General features: G+C 51.6%; 21 protein-coding genes. 9 read left to right on the forward strand and 12 right to left on the reverse strand.

Annotated features, from left to right (window positions below):
* Positions 1 to 30 precede the first annotated feature (30 nt).
* The 5 genes from rplS to rpsP form a co-directional block, all read right to left on the reverse strand.
* Positions 31 to 384 (reverse strand): 50S ribosomal protein L19, encoded by a 354-nt coding sequence (gene rplS / locus AC6I7T_RS22340; RefSeq protein ID WP_497789918.1) that lies wholly within the window; start codon positions 382 to 384, stop codon positions 31 to 33.
* Positions 385 to 430: 46 nt separating this feature from the next.
* Entirely contained in the window at positions 431 to 1,264 is an 834-nt protein-coding gene (gene trmD, locus AC6I7T_RS22345; RefSeq protein WP_497789920.1) for a tRNA (guanosine(37)-N1)-methyltransferase TrmD, read from the reverse strand.
* A gap of 168 nt (positions 1,265 to 1,432) precedes the next feature.
* On the reverse strand, positions 1,433 to 2,026 hold the full coding sequence (gene rimM, locus AC6I7T_RS22350) for a ribosome maturation factor RimM (protein WP_497789921.1): 594 nt from the start codon (positions 2,024 to 2,026) through the stop codon (positions 1,433 to 1,435).
* 48 nt (positions 2,027 to 2,074) lie between these two features.
* Positions 2,075 to 2,410, reverse strand: a complete 336-nt coding sequence (locus AC6I7T_RS22355; RefSeq protein WP_497789923.1) for a KH domain-containing protein — start codon at positions 2,408 to 2,410, stop codon at positions 2,075 to 2,077.
* Between the two features lie 381 nt (positions 2,411 to 2,791).
* On the reverse strand, positions 2,792 to 3,034 hold the full coding sequence (gene rpsP / locus AC6I7T_RS22360) for a 30S ribosomal protein S16 (protein ID WP_497789924.1): 243 nt from the start codon (positions 3,032 to 3,034) through the stop codon (positions 2,792 to 2,794).
* A gap of 211 nt (positions 3,035 to 3,245) precedes the next feature.
* On the opposite strand from rpsP, the gene AC6I7T_RS22365 reads away from it, so the two are divergent.
* Positions 3,246 to 3,785, forward strand: coding sequence for an SRPBCC domain-containing protein (locus AC6I7T_RS22365; protein ID WP_497789925.1), 540 nt, complete (start codon positions 3,246 to 3,248; stop codon positions 3,783 to 3,785).
* Between the two features lie 378 nt (positions 3,786 to 4,163).
* Entirely contained in the window at positions 4,164 to 7,448 is a 3,285-nt protein-coding gene (locus tag AC6I7T_RS22370) for a protease pro-enzyme activation domain-containing protein (protein ID WP_497789926.1), read from the forward strand.
* A gap of 79 nt (positions 7,449 to 7,527) precedes the next feature.
* Here AC6I7T_RS22370 and AC6I7T_RS22375 read toward each other — a convergent pair whose 3' ends face one another.
* Positions 7,528 to 8,481 (reverse strand): L-lactate dehydrogenase, encoded by a 954-nt coding sequence (locus tag AC6I7T_RS22375; protein WP_497789927.1) that lies wholly within the window; start codon positions 8,479 to 8,481, stop codon positions 7,528 to 7,530.
* A gap of 158 nt (positions 8,482 to 8,639) precedes the next feature.
* Between AC6I7T_RS22375 and AC6I7T_RS22380 the strand changes: the two genes are divergently transcribed.
* The 3 genes from AC6I7T_RS22380 (at position 8,640) to AC6I7T_RS22390 (ending at position 11,054) form a co-directional block, all read left to right on the forward strand.
* Positions 8,640 to 9,623, forward strand: coding sequence for an aldo/keto reductase (locus tag AC6I7T_RS22380; protein ID WP_497789928.1), 984 nt, complete (start codon positions 8,640 to 8,642; stop codon positions 9,621 to 9,623).
* A gap of 320 nt (positions 9,624 to 9,943) precedes the next feature.
* Positions 9,944 to 10,309 carry a PilZ domain-containing protein gene (locus AC6I7T_RS22385; RefSeq protein ID WP_497789930.1) on the forward strand — a complete coding sequence of 122 codons (366 nt, stop codon included), beginning with the start codon at positions 9,944 to 9,946 and terminating at the stop codon, positions 10,307 to 10,309.
* A gap of 16 nt (positions 10,310 to 10,325) precedes the next feature.
* Positions 10,326 to 11,054, forward strand: coding sequence for a LuxR C-terminal-related transcriptional regulator (locus AC6I7T_RS22390; protein ID WP_497794637.1), 729 nt, complete (start codon positions 10,326 to 10,328; stop codon positions 11,052 to 11,054).
* A 160-nt stretch (positions 11,055 to 11,214) separates the two neighbouring features.
* On the opposite strand, the gene AC6I7T_RS22395 is transcribed toward AC6I7T_RS22390, so the two are convergent.
* Positions 11,215 to 11,700: a MarR family winged helix-turn-helix transcriptional regulator gene (locus AC6I7T_RS22395; protein ID WP_497789932.1), complete on the reverse strand. Its 486-nt coding sequence runs from the start codon at positions 11,698 to 11,700 to the stop codon at positions 11,215 to 11,217.
* Between the two features lie 128 nt (positions 11,701 to 11,828).
* Positions 11,829 to 12,446, reverse strand: coding sequence for a YceI family protein (locus AC6I7T_RS22400; protein ID WP_497789933.1), 618 nt, complete (start codon positions 12,444 to 12,446; stop codon positions 11,829 to 11,831).
* A 262-nt stretch (positions 12,447 to 12,708) separates the two neighbouring features.
* Between AC6I7T_RS22400 and AC6I7T_RS22405 the strand changes: the two genes are divergently transcribed.
* The 3 genes from AC6I7T_RS22405 to AC6I7T_RS22415 are packed head-to-tail and all read left to right on the forward strand — an operon-like array spanning position 12,709 to position 15,694.
* Positions 12,709 to 13,320, forward strand: a complete 612-nt coding sequence (locus AC6I7T_RS22405) for an SRPBCC family protein (protein ID WP_497789934.1) — start codon at positions 12,709 to 12,711, stop codon at positions 13,318 to 13,320.
* A gap of 14 nt (positions 13,321 to 13,334) precedes the next feature.
* Positions 13,335 to 14,522, forward strand: coding sequence for a zinc-dependent alcohol dehydrogenase (locus AC6I7T_RS22410; RefSeq protein WP_497789935.1), 1,188 nt, complete (start codon positions 13,335 to 13,337; stop codon positions 14,520 to 14,522).
* Between the two features lie 23 nt (positions 14,523 to 14,545).
* A complete protein-coding gene (locus tag AC6I7T_RS22415) occupies positions 14,546 to 15,694 on the forward strand; it encodes an SDR family NAD(P)-dependent oxidoreductase (RefSeq protein WP_497789936.1) in 1,149 nt (382 codons plus the stop codon).
* Here the strand turns inward: AC6I7T_RS22415 and AC6I7T_RS22420 are convergent.
* From AC6I7T_RS22420 to AC6I7T_RS22435, 4 genes are all read right to left on the reverse strand, one after another.
* On the reverse strand, positions 15,682 to 16,656 hold the full coding sequence (locus tag AC6I7T_RS22420; RefSeq protein WP_497789937.1) for a carbohydrate kinase family protein: 975 nt from the start codon (positions 16,654 to 16,656) through the stop codon (positions 15,682 to 15,684). The genes AC6I7T_RS22415 and AC6I7T_RS22420 overlap by 13 nt on opposite strands.
* Positions 16,657 to 17,523: 867 nt before the next feature.
* On the reverse strand, positions 17,524 to 18,852 hold the full coding sequence (locus AC6I7T_RS22425; RefSeq protein ID WP_497789939.1) for an APC family permease: 1,329 nt from the start codon (positions 18,850 to 18,852) through the stop codon (positions 17,524 to 17,526).
* A gap of 15 nt (positions 18,853 to 18,867) precedes the next feature.
* Positions 18,868 to 21,531 carry a glycoside hydrolase family 2 protein gene (locus AC6I7T_RS22430; protein ID WP_497789940.1) on the reverse strand — a complete coding sequence of 888 codons (2,664 nt, stop codon included), beginning with the start codon at positions 21,529 to 21,531 and terminating at the stop codon, positions 18,868 to 18,870.
* Positions 21,532 to 21,554: 23 nt separating this feature from the next.
* Complete coding sequence (locus AC6I7T_RS22435; RefSeq protein ID WP_497789942.1) at positions 21,555 to 25,055, reverse strand: carboxypeptidase-like regulatory domain-containing protein; 3,501 nt, start codon at positions 25,053 to 25,055, stop codon at positions 21,555 to 21,557.
* A 52-nt stretch (positions 25,056 to 25,107) separates the two neighbouring features.
* Here AC6I7T_RS22435 and AC6I7T_RS22440 point away from each other — a divergent pair, with 52 nt between their 5' ends.
* A complete protein-coding gene (locus AC6I7T_RS22440) occupies positions 25,108 to 25,371 on the forward strand; it encodes a hypothetical protein (protein ID WP_497789944.1) in 264 nt (87 codons plus the stop codon).
* The last annotated feature ends 281 nt before the right edge of the window (positions 25,372 to 25,652 follow it).

The raw sequence follows: 25,652 nt of genomic DNA on the forward strand, positions 1-25,652 counted from the left end.
GCTTTTGTTGTAACTGAATGATAAAGGGGGTTACGAGCGCTCGACTTCCTTCAAGCGAGCAGCCTTTCCGCGGAGTCCGCGGAGGTAGAAGAGCTTCGCGCGGCGAACCTGATAGCTGCGAATCTTTTCGACCTTGTCGATGACCTTCGAATTGAAGGGGAAAATGCGCTCAACGCCCTGGCCGAAGCTCATCTTGCGGACGGTGAAGCTGCCCTGGGGGCCATTTTTGCGGGCGATGACGATGCCCTCAAAGGCCTGCAGGCGCTCCTTGTCGCCTTCCTTAATCTTTACCTGCACCCGAACAGTGTCTCCGGGCACGAACGCGGGGATATCGGTGCGCTGGAGCTTCTCTGCCAGACGCTGCATTACTGGATGAATAGACATGACTCTTTCCTGGCTCTCTAATCAGAACTTTCAGTTTACAACGAAATTACTCTTCGTGGAACCCTTGGGCGTTTTCTTGCTGCTTCCGGCTAATCCGTGTGAGAAAATGCCGGTCCTCTTTCGTAAGGGAAGCCCGTTCCAGCAGATCTGGACGATTGCGCAAGGTCTTACGCAAAGCCTGTTCCCGCCGCCATTTACGAATTTGATCGTGGTTGCCGCCGGTGAGTACATCGGGAACTTTAGCTCCTCGAAACTCTGCCGGGCGGGTGTAATGAGGATAGTCTAGCAGGCCTCCGGCTCCGTGCTGCGAGCGCGGGACGCCGCTGTCGTCATCTGCAATCAAGCCGTCGGCCAAGCCGAAGCTTTCATATTCGCTTGAAGCCTCATTGCCCAGGGCTCCCGGAAGCAGGCGCATGGTTGCGTCCAGGACAACAGCTGCGGCTAATTCGCCTCCGGAAAGCACGTAATCGCCAATAGAAATCTCACGGTCGCAAAAGAGTTCATTGACCCGCTCGTCAACACCTTCATAACGGCCACAGATCATAACCACACGATCAAGTTTGGAAAGATCGCGGGCCATGTTCTGGGTAAAAGGCTGACCCTGCGCCGAGAGCAGAATTACAGTCTCCTGACCGCGCTGTCCCTTAGGTTGAATTGTCATCGATTCGAGCGCTTCGGCAACCGGTTCAGGTTTCAGAACCATGCCTTCGCCACCGCCGAAGGGACGATCGTCAACCGTCCTGTGCCGGTCATGGGTGAAGTCGCGCAGGTCGTGGATAGCAACATCGAGTAGCCCGGCATTGCGGGCCCGCTTGACGATGCCATGCTCAAAAACTCCGGAGAAAAATCCGGGAAAGATGGTCAGGATTTCAAAACGCATCGGATTGGCGATCTTCGTTGCCTACAGTATTCCCAGTAACACTTATGTTCCAGCCAAAGGCAGTGAGGTGTAGCTCTGCTGCCGTTTCATCACACCAAATATCAAGTGTAACGGGGACTTCGCCCTGATGGAAAAGCTAGAAAAGCCATACCGGCCCGTTCCATTTCGTTATAGGGAATGCTCCGGTCCTTTCAATTCTTCTTCAGCGGGCAGCTCGTTGATCTGCAGCAATCCCTCAGGCAGCTCCATCTCGACATACTGGGAGGCTGTATCCAGTTTACGCAAGTAAGCCTTAGCGAATGGAATCAGCAGCTCTTCTTTTCCTCTTTTGATGACAAATAGTGGGACTTCCGTCGATTCTCGATCCACGTCGGAGATTTTTCCGACAACGATCCTGCCGCCTGCGGAGACGTTGTAGAGGGTACAGCCGATGAGATCGCTGATGTAAGCGGAATCCGCCTCCAGTGCAGCTCTCTCGGTAGTGGGAATCGCTACGTTCAGCCCCCGAAGTTCTTCGGCCTGGCTGATCGAGTCAATGCCTGCGAATTTAAAGATGATGCCACCCTTGTGGAGCCAGAAAGACTCAAGCTCGACAGGACGTACCGATCCGTTTGCGGCTAACAGGATTAGCTGTCGCCGCTCTTGGAAGCGCTCGGGGAAATCCGTCAGGATTTCCGCCGAAACCTCCCCTTTGCGCCCTTGCGGGCGCTTCAGTCGAGCCAAGATGGCCCATTCGCTAGATTGTGAGTTGGAGTCGCTCATGGTGATGCTGCCGAAGGGGGAGCGGTGCAATCACCACTAGTTCCAGGCTTACTCGCCCGGAGTGGCCCCGTTCTTCTCTTCTTCTAGGATATCCAAGGTATAGCGATGATGTAATTTCATACTCACCGCACCAAGGATCGTACGGACCGATCTCGCCGTTCGTCCCTGTTTGCCAATGACTTTCCCGACGTCTTGCGGCGCAACTCTAAGCCTTAATACAGTGCTTTCCTCGCGGTTCACTGCATCCACTTCAACTGCGCCGGGATCGTCTACCAGTGCGCGCGCAATCTCGCGAACCAGCTCTTCAACATTGTCTATTACTTGCTCGGTCATGCTTGCCCCCATCCGGAAGCCGGGAAACGCCTGCTGAATAGTAAGCGACATACTACCAGCAAACTTCAAGGTTGACACTCTATATGGATCGTTTCTATTACCTGTCCCAGGATGGGTCAGGAGAGACGCTTGCCCGAAGTGCTTACGGACGTTTTACTGCATCTCTAAGCCTCGTGAGATCAGCCGCGCAGGCATTCTCCCGGCGAAGACATCACAAGGCTATGTTCATTCTGCCATCGCAAAATTTCCCGTAATTTCTTTAGCTACACCGCGATTTTCTTTCGATGGAGCGCAAACGAACTTCCCCACACAGCTCAATTCTTCCGAAAAAGGGCCGTCCGGGAGCATTCAGGAGCTATCGAGAGAAATGCCGTCTGGAGCCGTCGTTCTGTGAGAACAGGGACGGCCCCTGCAGCTATTGAAAGGTAGAAATTAGGCAGCGGTTACGGCAGGGGCCTTCTCGACCAGTTTCTTGACGGTGTCAGACAACTGGGCGCCCTTGCTGGTCCAGTAATCGATGCGCTCCCGCTTCAGGTCGACCGTTGCAGGGTTGGTGCGTGGGTTGTAGGTGCCTACTACTTCAATAGACCGGCCATTACGTGCGCGATCCTTTTCGATTACCACTACACGATAGTAGGGCTGCTTGCGCGCTCCGAAGCGTGCCAAACGAATCATTACCACAGTCAGAATCCTCTCAATCTCTTTATCACGTAGGGGAAGGCGTTTGACCGAACCGGTCCGCGCAGACTGCGCAACCACACAATTCCCAACACTTAAGTATTGCCGAATCGGGCATATTCCGCAACCCTTTCAACGGTTATGGGCTCTGGGAGCGGATTCCAGGCGAAATTCGCATCTAAATCGGGGTGTACAAAGTTGACTGACCATGTCCAAAAATTCCCTGGCCACCTTCCTCGATGAACATAGCATTCGCTTTACTCGAATCCTGCCCGTCCGGATCGAAGTTGCCTGGAGTTATTTAACCGAGCCGGATCTGCTCACCACCTGGCTCGCTGAGGCCATCATTGATCTCCGGGAAAGTGGAAGCGTCGAGCTAGCCTTCGATGCGCACCAAGCACCCAGATCTTATGCTCTGAGTGATAGGGTCACCGGGATTATCGATCAACTGAACCCTCCTCAGCACCTGACCTATAGCTGGAAATTTAGTACCTCCCGCCCCGATGTGGTTCATGAAACCCATGTTGGATTTGAATTGGAAGAGCATGGCGCTGGAGGGGAAAACACAACCTTTATTCTCACGCACACCCGGATTCCCACCGAAGGTCGAGCTCGTTATGCTGCCGCCTGGCAAGTCCATCTCGAAATGCTGTATGCCCGACTCAAGGGTGAAGCGCCAGCTCCCCTTGAGGAGCTTTATCAATCGGCTTTTGAAGCTTACAGATCCTTAGGTTTCGAGCTGCCCTAGGGGTGAGAATAGACATCCATTACAAACTCTTAACGGAAGGGCTGCTCAGCCTTGTCGTCAGTAGCTCCAGGATATTCCGAACGTCAATTAGACGAGTAATTTCCTCTTTTGGATCACATGAAATGAAAATTTGTCACGATCCGTGTGCCAATTTTTGCCCTTTTCCGTCTAACCGTGAGGTAAAACTCCCTTAGCCGTAGAAGTAAGGAATTGCCGTCGCTTAATTATTTACAATCACCATCAGATTTCCTTTTTTATTCGCTAGGGTAAGGGGCTTGTCCATTCTTCACGAAGTGGAGCATTCTTCTCGGACAGCCTGTTCTGGGATTAGCAGTTGAACCATATTTCATCATCCCCTTAGGCACGGAGAAGATCACAGTGCGCAACTCAGGTGTTTTTTCGAGGTCTCTGAAGTACATCTTTCTTGGAATATTAGCCAGTGTCGTTTCATTCTCTGCATACGCTCAGAGAGCGGCACGAATTACAAAAGCAATCGATGAATCTTCCCGTACAACTCTTGCCGGAAACATTTCGTCCTTTGCTCGTCCAGAATTCGATCGGGGATCAGCTCCTCTTTCGCAGCAGTTGACGAATGTGAAACTTGTTTTAAGTCGCAGCGATGAGCAGGAGCAGCAACTAAAGCAATTTCTTGAGTCGGTCCAGGATCGCAACTCTCCCAAATACCATAAATGGTTAACTCCGGCAGAATTTGGGAATCTCTATGGACCAAGCGACCAGGATGTCCAGGTCGTGACTACCTGGCTTGAGTCTCATGGCTTGACCGTTAATAGCATTTCACTGGGGAAAAACATCATCAATTTCTCCGGTTCGGTAGCTCAGATTCAAGACACCTTTCAAACGACTATTCACAGCTTCCGAATCGACGATGTCGATTACTATGCGAATATTGCGAATCCCCAGATTCCCGCGGCAATGGCATCGGTAGTGCATGGAATCGCCCGCCTGAATAACTTCCCGCCCAAATCGACGAGGATAGATGGTGGAGCTGTGCGGTTCAATGCTTCGACAGGATTGATTGAGCCCATTTCCGATTCCCTATCTTCTCGGGTGAAGCCAAATCTTACCTACCAGAGTTCATCCGGCTATAACTATCTTTATGTTGTTCCGGCTGATGCAGCAACGATTTATAACAGTCCCAATGCTTATAATGCCAACTTTTCCGGCGGAACGAGTTATAACGGTTCGGGAGTGACGATTGGAATTGCAGCCGATTCGAATATCGATACGTCATTTGTGACCGCATATAGAACGCTGTTCTTGGGGAACAATACCCCGCCTACGATCACGGTGGTTGGAACTAACCCCGGCATAAATTCAGATGCTCAGGAAGCCTATCTGGACGCTGAGATAGCAGGTGGCTTGGCTCCCGGCGCGGCGATTAATGTGTATGTTTCTAAGGATTTGTTTTCAGGCATCGAGCAGGCAATTTCGGATAATAAGGTAGACATTCTCAGTGTAAGCTTTGGTTTGTGCGAACGTGGCATGACCACCTCGGACAATACTTATGTTTACCAGCTTTGGCAGCAGGCCGCTGCACAGGGCATTTCCGTAACCGTGTCTACTGGTGATAGCGGCTCTGCTGGTTGTGACGATCAAAATTCGCAAACCTCTGCAAAGTATGGTCTAGCTGTGAACGGTCTGGCATCCACACCTTATAACATTGCAGTAGGTGGAACGGATTACGATATCCTAGCTACCAATTTCAGCACCTATGCATCTGTTCCCAGCTCTTCCGGCAGTTCTGCTGGAAGCTCAAGTACCTATTACCGCACAGCTAAGAGCTATATACCAGAGAATCCTTGGAATGATTCGACTCAAATCAATACAGCTTATAGCAACAATGTTCCCCTTCCCATTGGTTCCGCTAACATCGCGGGTGCGGGAGGTGGCAAGAGTAGCTGTGCGACGAATACTACTACTTATGGGTCTAACAATACTACGACCCTAGGAAATTGCACAGCAGGATGGCCCAAGCCTAATTGGCAAACAGGAACAAACGTTCCTTCCGATAGTGTCCGTGATATTCCAGATGTTTCATTCCTGTCCGCAGACTCGTTTTATGGTGCAACTTGGGCGTATTGTTATCCCAATACCAGCAAAAATATTAACTATTGCATAAAGGATAGTTCTGGAGGTTTCCCCTATGCTGGAGTGGGCGGTACCTCGGCTGCAACGCCTGCATTCGCAGGAATGTTAGCCATGGTTGTTCAGGCAAAGGGTTCTCGCCAGGGACAGGCAGCACAAAACCTCTATCAGATCTATAACGGTTCTCACGCGGGGAGTATTTTCAATGATGTAACCACTGGAAATATCTCGGTTCCTTGCACCTCTGGTACAACTAATTGTTCTAGAAATACAGCGGGATATTATTTCCTGACCGGATACGATGCCGGTGCCGGATACGATCTGGCTACAGGTCTAGGCAGTGTCAATGTCACCAATATGATCAATTATTGGTCTTCGACAACAGCCGGGACCCAGACGGCAACGGTTACCGTAACGCCTTCGGCAACCTCTATTACGCGTTCTACCGCCTTGACATTAGCTGTGACGGTGAGTGGTAGTGGCACTACTCCATCGGGAACGGTAACAGTGGCGGGGGGAGGCTACACGGGCTCTGCTACGTCTTTGACGAACGGCTCTGCCACCATAAGCATCCCGGCTAATTCTCTGGATGTTGGTACCGACGCTCTGACTGTCAGTTATAGTGGCGACTCGAATTATGCAACTGCTACCGTCTCAACGACTATCACGGTAACGGGAACACCTACCGCGACTGTTACGGTTACACCGTCAGCGACTTCGTTTAGCCAGTCGACCGCCTTGAGTGTAGCCGTTACTGTGGCAGGTAGCGGTACGATAACTCCTTCCGGAAGCGTTACGATCACGGGAGGTGGTTATGGAGGTTCGGCTACGACTCTGACGAACGGCTCAGCCACTATAACCATTCCGGCCAATTCGCTGGCTGTTGGTACCGACACATTAACCGCAACCTACAGCGGCGATACGACCTATGCCACCGCTAGCGGCACAACGAGTGTTACTGTTACCAGCTCTTCTACCACAACTGCTCCCAGCTTCACTTTGAGCAATACCGTTGCAAGCAGCAGTGTCGCAGCTGGAAGCTCCGCTACCGCGACGATTACGGCTACACAGGCAAATGGTTATCAAGGCGCAATCGCATTAACTTGTGCTGTTACCACAGCTCCGAGTGGAGCCAATAGCTCCTATTATCCCGGTTGTTCCTTTAGCAGTTCCTCTGTTTCGCTTTCCGGAAGCACAACGACAGCTACTTCTACCCTTACGGTCACAACGACAGTGAGGACTACAACGACCTCCAAGAACAACACTTCACCTGTGAATCCCTGGTATACGGCAGGAGGAGGAGTTGCTCTTTCTTCCGTTTTCCTCTTGGGATTCTCTGCCTATCGTCGTAGGTGGCGTGCAATTCTGGGCGCGATGAGTGTGTTTGTTGTCCTGTTCGTGCTTGGAGGCTTGAGTGGTTGTGGCGGTGGTGGAGGTTCGAAGACCACAACTACGACTGGGACAACTGCCGGAAACTATGTAATCACCGTTACGGGTAAGGATGCTTCGAGTAGCGGTCTGACGACGACCACGACTGTTTCGATAACGGTGAATTAAGCCTGAGAATTATCGAACAGTTGTAGTGGCTCTAAACAGAAATGGCCCTCTCAATTGAGGGCCATTTCTGTTTAGGTCTCTAGAATCCCAGAGATTGAACTACTTCGCGGATTTGTTTGGCGCTCGCCTGTAGACCGGCTTCCTCATCGACGGTCATGGGAAGGGGAAGCGGTTGTTCTACTCCCTTGCGATTCACAATGCGGGGCAGGGACAGGCAGACATCCTTCATGCCTCGATATTCATGGATCCAGGCACTGACGGGAAGAACCCTGCCTTCGTTGTGGAGGATCGCTTCCAGGATGTTGGTAACGGCAAGTCCGACAGCGTAGTTGGTTGCGCCCTTGCCTTGTATCACCTGGTAGGCTGCAGACTTCACGTTTTCGAAGATGCCTCTTTTAATCTCTTCCGTGAGTTGCCCGTGTCCGGGAACCGACCATTGGCTTAAGGGGATGTTTCCGATGCTGGCACTGGACCAGAGTGGAATTTCGGAATCGCCATGTTCCCCTGCAATATATGCGTGGACATTCTGGACGGCCACATTGCAGTGTCTGGCTAACAGATAACGGAAACGCGAGCTGTCCAGTACCGTTCCACTGCCAATCACTCGTTCTTCGGGTAGCCCGGTAATCTTCAGCGCGATTTGGGTGACAACATCCACGGGGTTCGTGACCATGAGCAGAATTGCCTGGGGTGCAACCCGAAGCACCTCGGGAAGGATCTTCTTGCAAAGATTTGCGTTCGCTTGCGCCAGGTCGATTCGTGTCTGTCCTGGATTCTGTTTTGCTCCAGCAGTAATGACAACAATGTCGGAGCCCTTCAGCACTTCAATATCGTCAGAGCCATCGATGTTGGCCATAGGAACGAACATGAGCCCGTGATTCAGGTCCAGAACCTCGGCGTTTACTTTGGCCTTGGCGACGTCATAGAGACTGATCTGGCGCGAGACTCCGCGAATCATAGCCGCATATGCAATCGTTGCTCCTACACTTCCTGCCCCGACAATTCCGATCTTCTGTGTGCGTTCTGTTGTCATGGAGGTGATTGTAAAAGGATTTGCAGTTGCTGAAGTCAGTACACACAGTTTCGCCTCCTCGGTATAAGGGCAGAAAAACATCTCTGATAGGCAGGAGCTACCAATAGTTGGCGCCGATTGTATTGAAGCTGTCCCCAGGAGAGAGGCATCCTAAAGCCATGGTTACAACTGCTCCTAACACATTCAAAACACGAAAATTAGGCAACTCCGATCTCAATCTCACCTCCATTGGTTTTGGCGCCTGGGCTATCGGAGGCGGAAATTGGGAGTATGCCTGGGGCCCGCAGGATGACCAGGAATCGGTTGCCGCAATTGAGAAAGCTCTCGATCTCGGTATCAATTGGATCGATACTGCTGCGATTTATGGTTTGGGACACTCGGAAGAGATTGTCGCCAAGGCCCTGAAGAGAAGCTCAAAAAAGCCCTATGTCTTTACCAAATGTTCCATGCGCTGGGACGAGAACCGGCAGATCTATCGCAGCTTGAAAGCCGAATCGTTACAGGAAGAGCTTGAGAACTCACTTCGCCGCCTTCAGATCGAGACCATCGATCTTTATCAGATCCACTGGCCCAATCCCGAGGAGGAGCTTGAAGAGGGGTGGGCAACTCTGGCTCGTTTTCAGAAAGAGGGAAAGATCCGCTATATCGGGGTCTCGAACTTCTCTGTAGCGCAGATGGAGAAGGTGCAAAAGATTGCACACATTACATCTTTGCAACCGCCCTACTCGATGCTGGCACGGGGAATCGAAGCGGAGATATTGCCTTTTTGTAAAGAAAATGGCATCGGCGTTATTAACTACTCTCCAATGGCTTCCGGTCTGCTGACCGGCAAGATGACTGCGGAACGGGTCCGGCAGATGCCTGCGGATGATTGGCGCCGCCAGGCACCACAATTCAACGAACCTAAATTTTCCAGGAATCTCCGGCTGGTGGAATTGCTGCGGGAGATTGGGAATCCACATGGCGTTGAACCAGGCGTGGTGGCGGTAGCATGGACGCTGCATCATCCGGCAATAACGGCTGCCATTGTGGGAGCCCGTCGCCCCGAACAGGTCGAAGGCACTATCGCTGCTGCGAGCTTTCGGTTGACCGATCAGGAATATGGCCAGATCCAGGACTTTCTGGAGAAGCACCCAGCCTAAAGGCCAAATCTCAAAGCACATTCGTTTTGGGGAGAGTGTAAATTGCTCTTCCCAAAATCTTTATTACAATTGTGTTTACGGTTGCCGTGTAATATATCGTTATCAGTCAATGGCATGATGGGAACGATCCGCCAATGTTGATTGACAAAGGAATTCATCCTTTAGGAAAAATTTTGCAGTGCTGGTACACGGACACGGCAATTTTCCCGCTAGCTTCCCGATTTGGGGAATAACGATTGCTTACGAACATTTGTTGCTGAGCGAATACTTTTTCTGAGATAGATTCAAGTAGCGGCGAATTTAATTTAGGGCCGAGTCCAATGGTTACTCCTAAAGCTATGTCGAACGAAGCAAAGACGTTCACGGAAGTGCGCTGTGCGGTACGATTTCCGGTCCAGCTTTCGGTTGATCTGGAGACTGCAGACGGAACGACTCCGGCTTTGACGCATAATGTCTCCGCCAATGGGGTGTTGTTATCGTCAGCTATCCCCTTTGAAGTAAACAGTGCGATAACTTTTTCGATGCGTATGCCCGCTACTATTTTGGGCACACCTCGCGATGTTCTGATCCACTGTCGAGGTCGTGTGGTTCGTTCCTATCCATCTTCGGAGGGATTCTTTACCGCAGCGACCATTGACGAATATCTCTTAAAAGATGATGAGGCGAATGGTACCAGTGAGCGCTGATTTCATCGACGGTGAAATGCAAGAGCAGGACAATCTTTCCGAATCCTCCCTAAAACCTGGAGCTGTTCGGGTTATTCTTGCCGATTCGCAGGCCATCTATCGGGTTGGCATGCGCAAGATCTTCGCGGTAGAAGATGACATCCGTGTTGTAGCGCAGGCAGATTCTTTTGAGAATCTCTGTGCTGCTATTCAGCGTTACCCAACGGACATTTTGTTGTTGGAGAGCAATCTGCTGAATGGTACGAACAATGCTATTCCAGAGATCTTCCGGATGGCTCCGGATATCAAGATCATTGTGCAAACCGCATTAGCGGAGGAGAGTCATACGGTAGAACTCTACCGGCGGGGTGTTCGCGGAATTATTCCCAGGTCCATCTCTCCCGATCTGCTGATCAAGTGCGTTCGCAAGATTGCCGCTGGGGAAACCTGGATCGACAATCAATCGGTCAATTGGGTGATTGAAGCCTATCGCGCGCAAGCGGAGGCTCTTACGAATCCGCGGACCCAGCCCAAGCTTTCGCAAAAAGAGTTGGCCATCATTGCCTGCATTACCCAAGGTAAGCGGAACAAAGAAATTGCCTACCAGCTCGGAACGACTGAGCAGGTAATCAAGAATTATCTGCGTAAGGTCTATGACAAGCTTGGAGTTTCTGACAGGTTGGAGCTGGCGCTTTATTGCCTGCACAACCGGCTTCCATTGAACTCCGATTCGGAGTCCGAGAAGGAAAACGCACCAACTTCTTAACCGAAGCGCTTCAAAGTTCAGGTCAAGATTCCAGAGGCTCTTCTTTTAAGAAGGGCCTTTGACGTCTTCCGTGTGTCTCTTGGCGCAGGAAGATGCCTGTTCCGGAAGGTTGAGATGAAGACTGTCCGATACATCCGTTGCCATCGTCCGATGAGAAGCGTTAGTTGCCATTTGCAGCGCCATCTGTGACAGATTGCCTTGCCTGCTCCAGAAGCGAAATTAGCTGCTGCATCGCCTCTGGAGACATATGGCTTAAGAGTTCCCGGTTGTTACTGTCGACGATATCGTCCAGCTCCGCCAGGCACTCCAGGCCTTTTTCGGTGATCTGAGTACAAACCTGCCTCCGATCTTTTTTGTTGCGACGGCGGCGGACCATCTTCAGTTTTTCCAGCCTGCCTAACAGCCGGGTGATATCCGGATCATGGGCTACCATGAGCTCTCCGATGGTGGAACAGCTCAATCCTTCGGGACCCGCCCCGCGCAGAATCCGGAGCACGTTGTACTGAGTCATGGTGATGCCATAAGGCCGTAGAGTTTTTTGAGCGGCGAGGGCCAGGCGGTCCGCTGTCCGCAGGATGTTCAGTAGGGTCTCTTCCTCTATTGTGCGAAAGGGCCGACGTTGCTTGATTTCTTCCCGTAGTGCCACTCAACTACCTCACTGCTATACCAAACATCTTATGTAACCGAAGATTCTACGAATCCTCGGGTTACCTGGAATGATTGGAGTCAGGGAAGAGCCCGGCGGAGGCCATGCTCTTCCTTTCTGTTTGTTTCTTATTGCTTGACCAGTTCGATGTCCAGGTTAATTTTGACTTCATCTCCCACCATTGCATCTCCGCCGGGTGTTTTCCCTCCGAATTTCATTCCGAAGTCCTGGCGATTAATGACTCCTTCGGCCGAAAAGCCGCGATGCACATGACCTTGTGGATCGGCGACAGCTTTACCTACCCCATCCACCGTAAGCTCTACCTGACGGCTAACGCCATGCATGGTCATGTCTCCTAGCAGGGACAACTTGCCGCCTTTATTCACAACCTTTTTGCTTACGAAGGTCATTTGCGGGTATTTGGCAACGTCAAAAAAGTCAGGGCTCTTCAAGTGTCCATCCCGTTGCGCGACACCGGTATCGACCGTGGTGACATCGATGGAGGCATTGACGGAAGACTTGGAAATATCCTTTTCGTCCAGAGTTACGGTTCCGGCCAGATTGCTGAACCGGCCATGCACGTTAGAGATGCCCATATGGCGGACAGAGAAGGCTGCTTCGCTATGAGCGGGATCGATCTTCCAGTTCGAAGTTTGGGCAAGGGCTGTAGATGCAGTCAAAAGCAAGGCTGCTGCGGCTGCTATCCAGGTACGCTTACTGGTTGCTAATGCTTGAGTGCTTTTCATTCATAACCTCCCGAATCGGCCGCGATTCTGTTTTCTCGAGGCATCTTTGCGGCGATCAGTCGTCTCTAAAGATGCTCCAGAAAATTACTCGTTGCAACAAATATTCATTTTTTTGTCTTCGGGCCGGCGAGGGCGAGATATGGATGTCTCCCGGGAAAGCCGATTTACGCAAAGCTACTCTATGAGGAATCGCACGCATCTCCCGAAGATATGCGGCTTGCTTCAACTTTGAATCGAGTTTGCAAAGGATCGGAGAAGAGTTATGCAACTTTCGTCCTACACACCACTAGATCCTCGTATTGCTCTGGGCGAGCAGGGGGACGATGGTCTGATTGAAGCCCAGGCTACGATGACGATTGCCCAGCCTGCCGGGATACTCTACGACTTCTGGCGTGATATCTCGCTCATTCCCAAGTGGCAAGAACGTATTGTTCAGGTAAGCGATTTAGGCAACGGCCGTTCCCGCTGGACGATGGCGATTACCGATGAGAAAACCGAGGACTGGTACTTGCAAATTGTGGCGGAAGAACCTGCAAGCCGAATTGCCTGGAGGACCGAAGAAGGTACGGCCATTCAGATCGCAGGCCAGGTGGTTTTTGAGCTTGCCGTGAATGGGCGCGGCACGGTCGTGCGTGTTACGCAACAGTTCCGGCTGCCGGGAGGGAAATTCGCAGGCTTCTTCTCTGCGCCGCACCTTCGTACTCCGGAGTCGTACGTGCGGGAGAATCTCCGTCATTTCAAGCAGTTGGCAGAAACCGGAGAGGTAGCTCGCTCGCAGGGACAATCTCATGGCAAGAGTTCTTTGCGAGGCGACATTCAGAGCCTTCTGCTTGGCGAACAGAATGAGGTAGGCGAGCACACCACAGCAGCATAAGAGAGGAATTGCCAATGAAAGCGGCTTGTTGGATGGGAAAGAATTCGATCGAGGTACAAGAAGTGCCCGATCCACAATTGCTGAATCCGCGCGACGCTATCGTTCGAGTTACCTCGACAGCGATCTGCGGGTCGGATTTGCATCTCTATGACGGCTTTATTCCAACGATGATGGCAGGGGACATTCTGGGGCACGAGTTCATGGGGATCGTTGAAGAGGTTGGCCCCGGTGTTAAAAATCTGAAGGCCGGGGAGAGGGTCGTGGTCCCCTTCACCATTGGTTGCGGAAACTGCTACTTTTGCACCACTCAGCAGTGGTCTCTTTGCGACAACTCCAACCCAAACGCTCATGCTGCCGAGAAGCTTTATGGATACAGCGGCTCGGGTCTCTTTGGCTACTCGCATCTTTACGGAGGATACTCCGGGGGGCAGGCCCAATATGTAAGGGTCCCGTTTGCCGACGTTGGACCCTTGAAAATTGAGAACAGTCTTCCGGATGACAAACTCCTGTTTCTCACAGACATCTTCCCTACGGGATACATGGCTGCCGAGAATGCCAATATCCAACCCGAAGATACCGTAGCTGTATGGGGCTGCGGTCCTGTCGGGCAGTTTGCGATTGCCAGTGCATTCCTCTTAGGGGCGAAACGGGTGATTGCGGTCGACAAAGTTCCTGAACGGCTAGATCTTGCTGAGAAGCAGGGTGCAGAGACGTTGGATTTTAGCCAGATCGAAAACTTAGTCGAAGTATTCCGAGAGCTGACTGGCGGAGTTGGACCTGATGCCTGTATTGACGCTGTGGGCATGGAAGCGCATGGTCCGGCGACCGGGAGCCTTTATGACTCCATCAAACAGACCTTTCGGATGGAAATGGATAGGCCAACAGCCCTTCGTTATGCTATCCAGGTACTTCGGAAGGGTGGCACCTTATCCATCCCAGGTGTCTACGGTGGACTAATCGATAAAGTGCCCTTTGGAGCTGCTTTCGGGAAAGGGATCACGATGAAGATGGGGCAGACTCACGTTCATCGGTATCTGCGACCGTTACTCAATCTCGTCGAGGGTGGAAAGATCGATCCTTCGGTGATCATTACTCATAAACTTCCTTTGAGCAGCGCTCCAGAGGCATATAAGACATTTCGTGACAAACAGGATGAGTGCATCAAAGTTGTGCTCGATCCTTGGGAGCAAATTGCAGCATAACCGATACAGCAGGAGTAATGAGCATGCGTGCGGCAATTATTCGAAACGGTAGTGGAGTCTCCTTGGGCCGTGACCTTGGCGGCATGATAGGGAAACTCCTCAGAGGTAAACAGGCCCGCGCTTTGATGGCACGGGCTGGAGCCTATGCGGGAGTAGCTCTGGCTGCGGGTGCGGTATCTGTTGTAGGTGGGGTTGCAGTGTGGAAAGCTGCAGATAGCAGGAGAAAGAAGAGGTTTCTGGATGGGAAGAGAGTTCTCATCACTGGAGCTTCACGGGGACTGGGGCTGGCCATGGCAGAGGAGTTCGGCAAAGCTGGGGCTCACTTGGTTCTGGTTGCAAGAAATGCAGAGGAACTAGCCCAAGCACGGGAATTGCTGGAGCGAAAGAGACGGATCGCAGATGGCAGAGATGTAATTGCCAGGGCCTGCGATTTGACGCGCGAAGACGAAGTAAAGCGGATGATTACCGAGGTATCGCAGCAGCTTGGAGGGATTGACATCCTGGTGAACAATGCCGGGTCGATTACCGTTGGACCTCTGGAGAACCAGACGATCGAGGACTTCCGCAGGGTAATGGAAGCGAATTTCTATACCATGCTGCATTGCACCATGGCCGTAGTGCCACAGATGTTGCGGCGTGGAGGTGGAAGTATTGTGAACATTACCTCTATTGGAGGCAAAGTGGCGATTCCTCATCTGCTTCCGTATACCGCAAGCAAATTTGCTGCCGTGGGATTCTCCGAGGGACTTCACTCTGAGTTACGGTCGAAGGGAATTCGCGTAACCACTGTCTGCCCGGGGCTAATGCGCACCGGATCTCATCTGCGCGCTTCCTTTACAGGGAATGCAGAGGAAGAATACCGCTGGTTCAGTCTTGGCGCGAGTCTACCTGGAGTGTCGACAACTGCTGCTCACGCGGCTCGGAAGATTGTGCGAGCAACAGCGCGTGGAACTGCCGAAGTAACCATAACTCCGCAAGCTTGGCTGGCTGCGCATTTTGCAAATCTTATGCCTGAAACCACCGCTTTCGTTCTCCGGTTGATAAACGATCAGTTGCCGGAGAAGGAAGCGGTTTCTATATCCCACGAAGGCAATGAGGTAAGGGGAAAGGAGATCCGTCCATTGACGGTTCTCGGTGAAAGGGCCGCAAAGCGGTACTGTCAGCAAGTTTGATCTGCGGTTATATCCGGCAACTCAATATCTACATCATGTTGAGAGAAGAAGGACCGCATCTTTGGGAGATCCTGGAAGGCTGCGGTCCCGCCGGCCGCAGTTGCCGATAGTGCCCCTGTCAGATTTCCAAGTCGAAGGCAACGTTCCAAGTCCCAGCCTTGAACATATGCATGGAGAAAGCCGGAGTTAAAACTGTCTCCTGCTCCGACCGCATCCACCAGCGCTATAGGAAAAGCTGGCACATGAATACGTCCTTGTCGCGTAATCAGCATTGCTCCCCGGCTACCGAGCTTGATTACCAGTACCGGAATCTTTTCATTCAGTTTTGCAATGGCATCGTCAAGAGATTCTTCCTGGGCGAGGGCGCAGGCCTCGCGTTCGTTGGGAAGCAGTATGTCTATATAGGAAAGTGCTTCGTGAATTGTCCCCGACCATTCGTTGGACGGATCATCGTTGGTATCGACCGAGATTGTAATTCCTGCTTTTTTGAGCAGAGAGAACAACCGTGGAATATCGGGCTGAAGACTTTTCTGCAGGAAGAAAGATGAGAGATGAAAATGCCGGGCAGATTTTAGATATTCAAGGTCCAGATCGTCGAAGCGGATGGAAGCTGTGGTTCCAGAATACGTGAACGCGTGTCGTGCCTCTGCATGTTGCAGCAAGACGGTGACGCCGGTATGGATTCCTTCGGGCGCACAGACGGCTCTACTTAGGTCTACTCCTGCCCTTGTCAAATGCTCAAGACAAAAGGCGGAAAAAATATCGGTTGCTTTAGGTGTTACAAATCCAACTCGACTGCCCAGTTTAGCCAGATTGTGAGCAGTAATTGCCGGGGAGCCACCCAATTGCAGTTCCATACGATTGGCCAACAATTCCCGCTCCAGTGGAAGTTCTTGGGGAAGTCCATAGAGCAGGAGGTCAATATTGGCCTCGCCGATCATCGAGATATCCAGTGCAGTCACAAAGCTCCTATTTCGTTTGAGCGATCGGGTGGGTTTAGTTTAGAGCATTTCTCGTATCGCCAGAATCTCAAAGGCGAATTGGTCTTTGCTGTGTGTCAGGGTAGGCCTTCAGGCCTACCCTGGAGTTTGTACATTTTCTGCAGAGGAACAGCAAAAATATAGAAGCATTTTTGATCGTTGCAGCCATTGGTCAGGCTTTGTGTCAGGGCTGGACTTCAGTCCAGCCGCAAGGTTTTGCCGAAGGGATTTAGACATTCTCGGTAACCTAAGCGAATCGGACAGCTACGGCTTTGGAGTTTAAGCGCAGGGCTTGGAGTTCCGATTTATAGTTACTGCTTCGAACTACTTGTCCTGTCACATAGAAATTCTCTTTGACTACTCCTCTTGATCCATAAAACAAGTTAACTCCAGGCCATTGCTCTTAACTCCTACTCTTGTTATCGAGAATGTTTGGTCTCTCAAAGAAGACTGTTTTCGGCTGGACTGAAGTCCAGCCCTGACACAAGGCTAAAGCCAATTCGCCTTTGCGATTCTGCTTGTGTACTCCGATTTTCGGCTATCCTCACGCGTTTTGTCATTGCTTCCTTACCTCCAAGACTGCTCAAGCAATGGCTTGCAACTGTTTGCGCAGCCCGGCCTCTCGCTGCATTCGTTACCGAGAATGTCTGTCAAACTCTTAAAGAATGGCCGCGGCTGGCCTGAAGGCCAGCCCTGACACAAGGCCACAAAATAAGCTGAACCACGGGTATTGCCATCTCACGTTCTTACTTCTTCTTCCTCTAAATGTAGAAACTCCAAGCAATTTTTTTTGATGGCAAAGCTACCAAAGCTTATGCGTTTTGGGCTTACACCTGAGCGAGAAATGCTCTAGCTCTTCAGTGCGTCCATGCTTCTTTTACGGCTATAGACGATCCACAGGACAATGCCTGCGACGGCCCAAATGGTACCGACAATGCGAGCCAGTGGTCCCAGGTTCATCCACAGGAAGAAACACACGATGAAGCCTGCGAGAGAGATGGCCATTGCGGGCCACTGCGATCCAGCGCCTTTCCTCCAGCCCAAAACGGCGGAAGCGATGTTGACTCCCATGAAAGCCAATAGTGCACCGTAGTTCAGCAACTCGGTGCCCAGCTGATAGCTGAATACCATTGCTCCGGCAAGACAGATGCCACCGATCAGGAGCACGTTATTCCTGGGAATTCTTTTAGCCGGATGTACAGCTCCGAAGAAGTGCTTGGGAATCGATCCGTCCCTGCCCATCGCAAGCAGAAGTCGTGCAGCGCCAAGTTGAGAAGCTGTTCCCGAGCCGATAGTTGCGAGCAAGAGAGCTCCGTTCACGATGGCAAAGAGGATGGGACCGCCTGCGCGTCCGGCGATGTGAACGTATGCTGTGTCCAGGTCGGGAAAGGCAGCGCCGCGCGGCCACACTAGCTGAGCCAGATAGACTTCAATGGCGGCCAGTACTCCGGTAAAGAGACAGGTAGCAACGATTGCGCGTGGAATGCTGCGGTCCGGATTCTTGGCTTCGTCAGTCAGCGTCGAGATTCCGTCGAAACCGATATACGTCAAAACCGCAATCGATGTACCTCGAAAGAGTGCCGAAGAGGAAAAGGTCGAGGAGTCGTAAAACGGGAATCGATAAAAAGCCGAAGGCTGGTGAGGCAAATGGAGCAGGAATCGTGCGGCAGCAATTATAACCAGTACGATTACAATTCCCAATGCTGCAGCCATTGCTGCATTGATCCGGGCAGAAGTTTCTACTCCATTGAGGTTAAGGGCAGTGAAGAGCGCGGCAAAGAAGATTACCCAAAGCCAATAGGGAATCTCCGGCAAGAAATTCTGCGCCGCCTTGCTACTCCAGATTGTGCAGATTAAGGGATTCAGGATGTAGTCCATTGCCATGCACCAGCCGGTGAGATAGCCGAGACTGGGGTGCAGTTCTTTCCCTACATAGAGGAACGCTGAACCTCCTTCCGGATATACACGCGCCATGCGTCCATAGCTGACAGACGTGAATAGCATGGCAATCATGGCGAACATGATTGCGGTTACCACATGCCCATGCGCTTCGTTGTAAATAACTCCGAAGCTGGGCATGGGCGCTGTGGGCTGAATCAGAATGATGCCATAGAGCACAAGGTCCCAAAAACTAAGGGACCTTTTCAGCGATATCGTTTCTTGAACATCCGTCGTCAAAGTGTTTTCCAGTGATTAGTGAGCAGCTGCCGTTTCTTTTGCCGGGGTAGGCGTTAACGTAAGCTCCTTAGTATTCCATCCGGAGACAACGATGTGATTCGCATGCTTCTTGGGCAACTGCGCAGTGAGAACGCGTGTTTCTCCCGGCATGATTTCGACATAGTTATCCGACCATAATACGGGTGCTAGATTTTGCCCCTTCTCGTCTGTTGCTGCAACAGAGATCTGGAAAGCAAGGGCCTTAGATGGATTGTGGATCCGGACACGAACCGCCGACTCCGAGATCGCCTGTGCTGTTGCTTCCAGCTTTACTTCAGGCAGTTGACGAAGGGCTGTCATATCCTCGCTTTTGATTGCAGGGGTGTGGGTGTAGTCGGTCTTGCTCCAATCGAATTCCGTCAGATGCGCGGGAACCCAATAGAAGTTTTCGCTTACTACTTCTCCAGACTGATTCTTGAGCAAAAGTTTTACAAAGAAGACTTGTGTGTTGGTTGCGAAAACATTGCCGGGAATCGAAAAAGCCCGGATAGCGGCATCTGCTCCCGCTGTGACTTCAGATTGATTGGAATAAAGTTCCTTCATGTTGAAGTCATAGACTTTGGCAAAGGCCGTCAGCTTGGGTACTTCTTCATAGCGGCTGTTCACTACAACAATGCTGTGATCGTCATAGGAGTATTGGACATGGACCGGTTCGCAAGCTTTCTTTGCTCCGAAGTAGCCCCCGCCGGCGTCCAGATAGTAGTCGTACAGATGCCAAATCATTGAAGGCCAGGCGTTATTCAGCATCCACTGGATGACTCCGGTTGAAGTGTACTTGTTCCGTCCATAGGCTTCGAACATGGCACGTTCTCCGTCGAAGGCCATGGTTTGCGAAACACGCACATAGTCTTCCAGTCCGGTTGCCTTGCCATAGGTCGTTGCCATGGCATTGTCGAAGACGTCCAGAGTTGTAAATTTACCGCCACCATTATGGAGAAACCATATCTGATCCGGAGGCCACAGGTGATCCTTCGGGATGAAGCGCTTCAAGCTGGATATGGTAGGAATTGCCGGCCCGGGGCCGGTTTCGGTGTTGAAGCCGTAGGCACCACCGTATTTGCCTGCGTCTGCCAGCCAGTACGACGGGGCCACGTAATCATAGGGGCCAGTCATCTTGACGCCACTATTCCCTGAGACGGTTGTCGGCGTCTGTGTTGCCGAGGAGATAACCGGATTGGGCCAGTGCGTCTCTTTTTCAATAGCCAGGTAAGCACTTTCCACATCGGCCGGAGGCGGATTATCGCTTCCGTTCAGCCATACAAAGGGACTTGCGTGACTGCGAATTCGCAGCATCTGTGAACGGAGAGATTCCTTGGCGACGGACAGATTTTCCGGAGTCCATTTGGACCACTGTTCCCACTGGTCGCAACAGCACCAGCCGAGCATGACCAGGACTCCCTGTTCGTCGGCAAGGTGGAAGAACTGTTCTGTTTCCATCTTGCCTTCGAGACGGATGGTGTTCAGATGCATATCGCGGACCAGACGGAATTGATCGATCAGGCGCTCCGGCTTTTCCTCCAGAAGCATGTCCTGCGACCAGCCTGCACCGCGAATCAGAATTGGTTTGCCGTTTACACGGAAGAGCCGGAAACCTTTGTCCGTCAATTCTGAGGTCATTTCCCGGATGCCAAAACGAACGGACTGGTGATCGGAGAGTTTGCCATCCGCAGAGAAGCGAACTGTCAGGTTCTCCAGATGCGGAGTCCCCATTTGATAGGGCCACCAGAGCTTCGGATGCTCTACATGCAGCTCCGGATATTCTTTGGGATTGAAGACGAGAGTTTTGGATTCTCCGCCGGCGAGATCGACTGTCTGCTTTACACGGATTCCGCCGACATCCGCATCGGCTTCACCGTGAACAGGGTGATCGGTTGTGTTATGCAGCTCTGCATAGACCGAGAGGTCGGCCGGACCGGAAGCTCCTTCCGGCAGATGTGTGGCTACCATGGGAGAACGCACGCTTACAGCGCCGCTGGTGACCAGATCGACAGCGCCCCACAGTCCCATGTCCTTATCGGGTGGGCAGGGATTCCAATCGACCCAGTTGATTCCAAGATCGTTCTCGGTAGGGGCAAAGGTTTCAACTGCAAGTACATTTACTTTGCCGGGTTTGGCTAGCTTGGTGATGTCGAATTCGTAAGTTCGATAGGCACCGGCAACCTGAGTGGAGTCGGCAAGTTTTTCACCATTCAGCCAGATATTTGCGCGATAGTTGATTCCTCCAAAGCGCATCCACAGTGTTTTGCCGTGATCGGAAGCTGGAATAGTGAACTGTTTGCGATACCACCAGGCACAGCGATAAGGACTGTCCTCCGGCATCGGGAGCTTGGAAAAGATTTTTCCGACAGGATATCCAGTCCCTGGAATCTTGCGCAGATTGTCAGCGTAGTAAGGAGGAGGGACGGCTCCATTCGCAGCCTCAACAGCCAGGACCGTTGAGGGAACGGAGGTTGAATACCAACCCTCCGTTTTGAATTCAGACGCGGAAATTGCTTCGCCTTGCGCTTGGAACTTGCAGGCGGATTGTACCCGCCACCCCTCTCGCAGGGCAGTAACCTGCGAGGGGGCGACATCGGATGCCATTGCCGCTGCACCAAGAGTAGAAGCAAATACCAGAACAGCAAATACTTTCGAAAACATGCGGGTACTTTCCTTCATACCAATTAAAAGCTGAATTTCAATCCCAGCTGTACAATACGCGGTTGATGTGCCGATTGCACGGTTCCAAATGAGTCACCGTCGTTCGCGGTCGTATCAATCCCTGCATATGCTGTGTGATTGAACGTGTTGAAGGTTTCCAACCGGAACTGAAATGCCGATTGCTCGTAGACTCTGATGTTCTTAATCAAAGAGAAATCAAGATTCCAGCGGCCTGGTCCCAGAATCGAGTTTTTCTTTGCGTTGCCGGGCTGTCCATTGTTCAGTCCGAGACTAGAGGTAAAGGCTGCAGTGTTGAACCACTGATTTGCCGAGCGGGATGCTCCAATATTGGGATCTCCCACTTGATTGGGGCGGTAGAGACTGCCTACCGATCCCGTGCCGAGTCCCAAACCTGCCGGGTCCTCTCCGTCACTTAGCGAAGGATCGAGCCAGTGACCGGAGTTTGCGGTAAAGATTCCGGAGATCTCCCAACCTCCCAGCATGCGGCCGCTAAAGCCTTGCTGCGAATGGAAGAAAGGTAGCAGATAGACCAGGTTCGTATTGAAGATGTGCCGCTGGTCGAAACGTGCGTGGCTATACTCGGCTCCAAGGTTATGACTGTTCTGGATAACCGTGTAGTTTGGATCATTGGGCAAGCTGGTGAGATTCTTCGACCAGGTGTAATTGACTGTAATCAGGCTGCCTTCGCGGAAACGCTTCTGCAGACTTGCTTGAAGTGAGTGATAGTTGGATTTGAAGATGGGGGCGAAGATGTCGATTCCCGAATAGCCCTTGTATGGACGAACCAGGTTCACGAGCGATTCTGTCGAGGAATTAATCGGCTGCCCTGCAACATAACCCAACGCGTTCGAGGGATCTTGACCTGTCGCCTGAATCGTCGGGTCATTCAAGTAAGCTCCCGGCTGTGGCTGATTGATATCGATCACGGCAATCAGGTGGGTTCCCTTACTGCCGTAATAGCCTAAATCTGCCAGGATGTCCCATGGCAACTGCCGCTGAATATCCAGGTTCCACTGCTGAACATAAGGCTGGTGGAAATTGGTTGCTGGTCCCTGCAAGGGAGAGGGCGTGTTGTTAACAGCGGCGGTACCAGCTTGAGGATTGTCGAGAGGTGCTCCGTAAATGGTGGTTGTGCCGACGAATGGCGGGTTCGCGAAAACGCCATTTTCTACATAACCAACAGGCTGAGCATCGATGAAGACGCCATATCCACTGCGAACGGAGACTTTCCCGTTTCCGTAGGGATCCCAGGCGATTCCAAAACGAGGAGCAAAGCTCAGCTTGGCTTGTTCGGAAATTGCCGATCCATACGGAGAGTTCTTCCCACCGATGATGATTCCATTTAGCGGATCATAGTTTGAGTTCGTGCTGCCTTGGTTGTAGCAAGGTTGCGTGGATGGCGTACAGATGTTTCCTAAGCCATCGAGTACCGGAGCATTTGCTGCTTTATACAGATTGGGATCGAAGGTTGTGGCATGTCCCTTTGCATCTGTGGGCTGCCGGAACATGGAGTAACGCAGGCCGTACGAGAGTGTAAGGTTGGGACGGATTCTGAATTCATCCTGGGCGTATGCCTCAAGCTGATTCTGGTTAATGATCGGGCGCATGTCCACTTGCAGCTGCGTGAAGCTATTGGATTGCCCTAGAAGGAAGTATGCAAGTTCCTGGTGCCATTCGGCGGCAGGATCTGCATCGGCGCTCAAAGATGTGTCCGGACTCGCTTGGAAGGTAAAGGTTCCGGCGTTGTTGCCGCCTGCGTTTTCCGACTTCTGATAGTGGTAGTAGGAACCCCCAAATTTCAGAGAATGCCTTCCCACAATTTTCGTGAGGTTATCGAAGACGTTGTGATTCTTGTTGTAGTCCTTGTAAGAGCCAAAACCTACCATGCTGGCACGTGAAGCTCCGAAGGAAAGACCGGGAATCCTGCCTAAGGTTTGAGCGTTCGGCAAGGTGATAGCGCTGGCAACATCTGGAGATTTCAGAGTAGAGAATGCGCCGATATTGGAGCTAAGAATAGCTCCATAGGACCATGCGTATTCAACCTGATTGATCAACGTTGGCGTAAATGTGGTGGTGATGCTGCCCACGACATTCTTTCCCGGAGATTTAGTACTCGTGGTAGCTACGTTTGGAACCAGAGTACTTCCGAAGAGTCCACCACCTTCCTGAGTGGGAATCGAGTCACCCAACCAGCGCACGAAGCCGGACCACATCGGATTAAAGGTATGGTCGACTCTTGCAATCTCCTGCCGGTAGTTGAAGATGTTGGAGAGATTGGACGTAAGAAGATCCTGCACGCCATCCTGCGGAGCCGGGACTTTTGAATAAACGTTTTTGATGTAGGCCTTCGCCGCTGGATTTACCGAGGAAGCAGGAATAACAGTGGAAGCGGGGATGGCGGGGTTACTGGGATCGCTGGATTGACAAACTGAATTTCCGTTTGCATCGGTGGATAGCTGGACCAGACAAACAGGGTAGGGGAACACATAGTTGCCACCCGTTGAGGAATCCAGACCGCGCTCTTTCAGATTTGGTACCTGGCTTGTGACTGAACTGGACTCAACTACGCGCCGCACCTCTTCGGAAAAGAAAAAGAAGGTCTTACTGCGGTCAGCGTTGTAGTGCTTTGGAATAAAGATCGGCCCGCCAAAGGTGCCGCCGAAATCGTTATAGCGAAGCGGAGTACGAGCTACACCAGCACGCTTGTTTTCCCAGGTGTTTGCGTCGAGGACGTCATTACGGAAGAACTCATAAAGATCTCCGTGAAATTTCGATTGTCCGGAGCGGGTAATGACGTTGATCTGTCCTCCGGCGCTGCGTCCGTATTCTGCATTGTAGTTACCGCGCAATACTTTGAACTCTTCGATAGCGTCGATGCTGGGATAGTTGAGTAGAGTCCCGCTGTTGCCGCGATCTACGTTATCGGCTCCGTCAACTGTCCAGTTATTCTGGTTTCCAAAACTGCCATTCAAGGAGAAAGCTGTTTCATTGGTTGCGCCGCTAGGTGCGCTCACACCGGCGTAGAGAAAATCACCGATGTCTGAACTTACTCCTGGCATAAGTGCGACAAGTTGTTCGTAATTGCGGCTCTGTAGTGCCAATTCACGGACTTGCGTTCCAGTTACCAGCCCGGTGGCTGCTACCGACTGCGTATCTACCTGCAAGGTGTTGGCTTCAACTGTGACTGTCTCGGAGACGTTGCCCACAGTTAATTCCGGGCTGATGTTGAGCTTGTCGTTGACGTTGAGGGTGATGTTTGTTGCGGTGAAAGTCTTATAGCCCTTGGCCTCGATTTTGATGGAGTACTTGCCAATAGGCAGTAACGGAGCGGTATATGAGCCGTTGGCGGTTGTCTTCAATGTGCGCTCAACGGAGTTGCGGTTGGTATTAGTAACAGTGATCTTTGCTTCCGGAACGACGGCTCCGGAGGTATCTGTGATTGTACCGAGAATCGTGCCTGTAATTTCCTGGGCTGAAGCAATTCCGAATGACAGCAGAAGCAAGAGAAGGGTTGAAAGTCGCCTTATGGACCGACACCCCATAAAGCAATTTTGTTTGAAACGAACGGTAGCAAAGGACATCATCTCACCTCCTGAAAGTCCAGGAGCGCAAGAGGACCATGCCGAACTGCGCAGGGAACTCGCACTCGGGATATCGTTTGAACTCCAGAAAATCGGGATATTCAAACGTTTTAATATTTGTGAAAGTATTGCCGATTTTGAAAAGAAGTCAAGAATTTTTTTTATCGCTCTTTGTTTTGCGGTAGGCAGATCGATAGTCGCACTAAAACTGTGCGCGCAAGAACGGGAGCAAGTATAGTGATTTCAGCAGGATAGGTGCGGAGATTCCGATTCTATTTCAAAGTAAATCGGTATTCTGCATCGCTCTGCTCTACATAGTTCTGTATTTCTTAGGGAAATAAGCCTTACCATACCTCATTCGAACTGACCTGATAGAGAAAATAGATTTTCAGTATGAGCGAGGTTCGCTCGCACCAGTCGGGAAACTCTTCGTATGGAAGTGATTTCTGGAGTGTCTTGGAGAGCCCCGGTGTGTCTGGATGTTGTTCCTCCCATAGGACGAGCTCTCTCGGCAGAGAG

The sequence above is a fragment of the Humiphilus diazotrophicus genome (assembly GCF_059726315.1).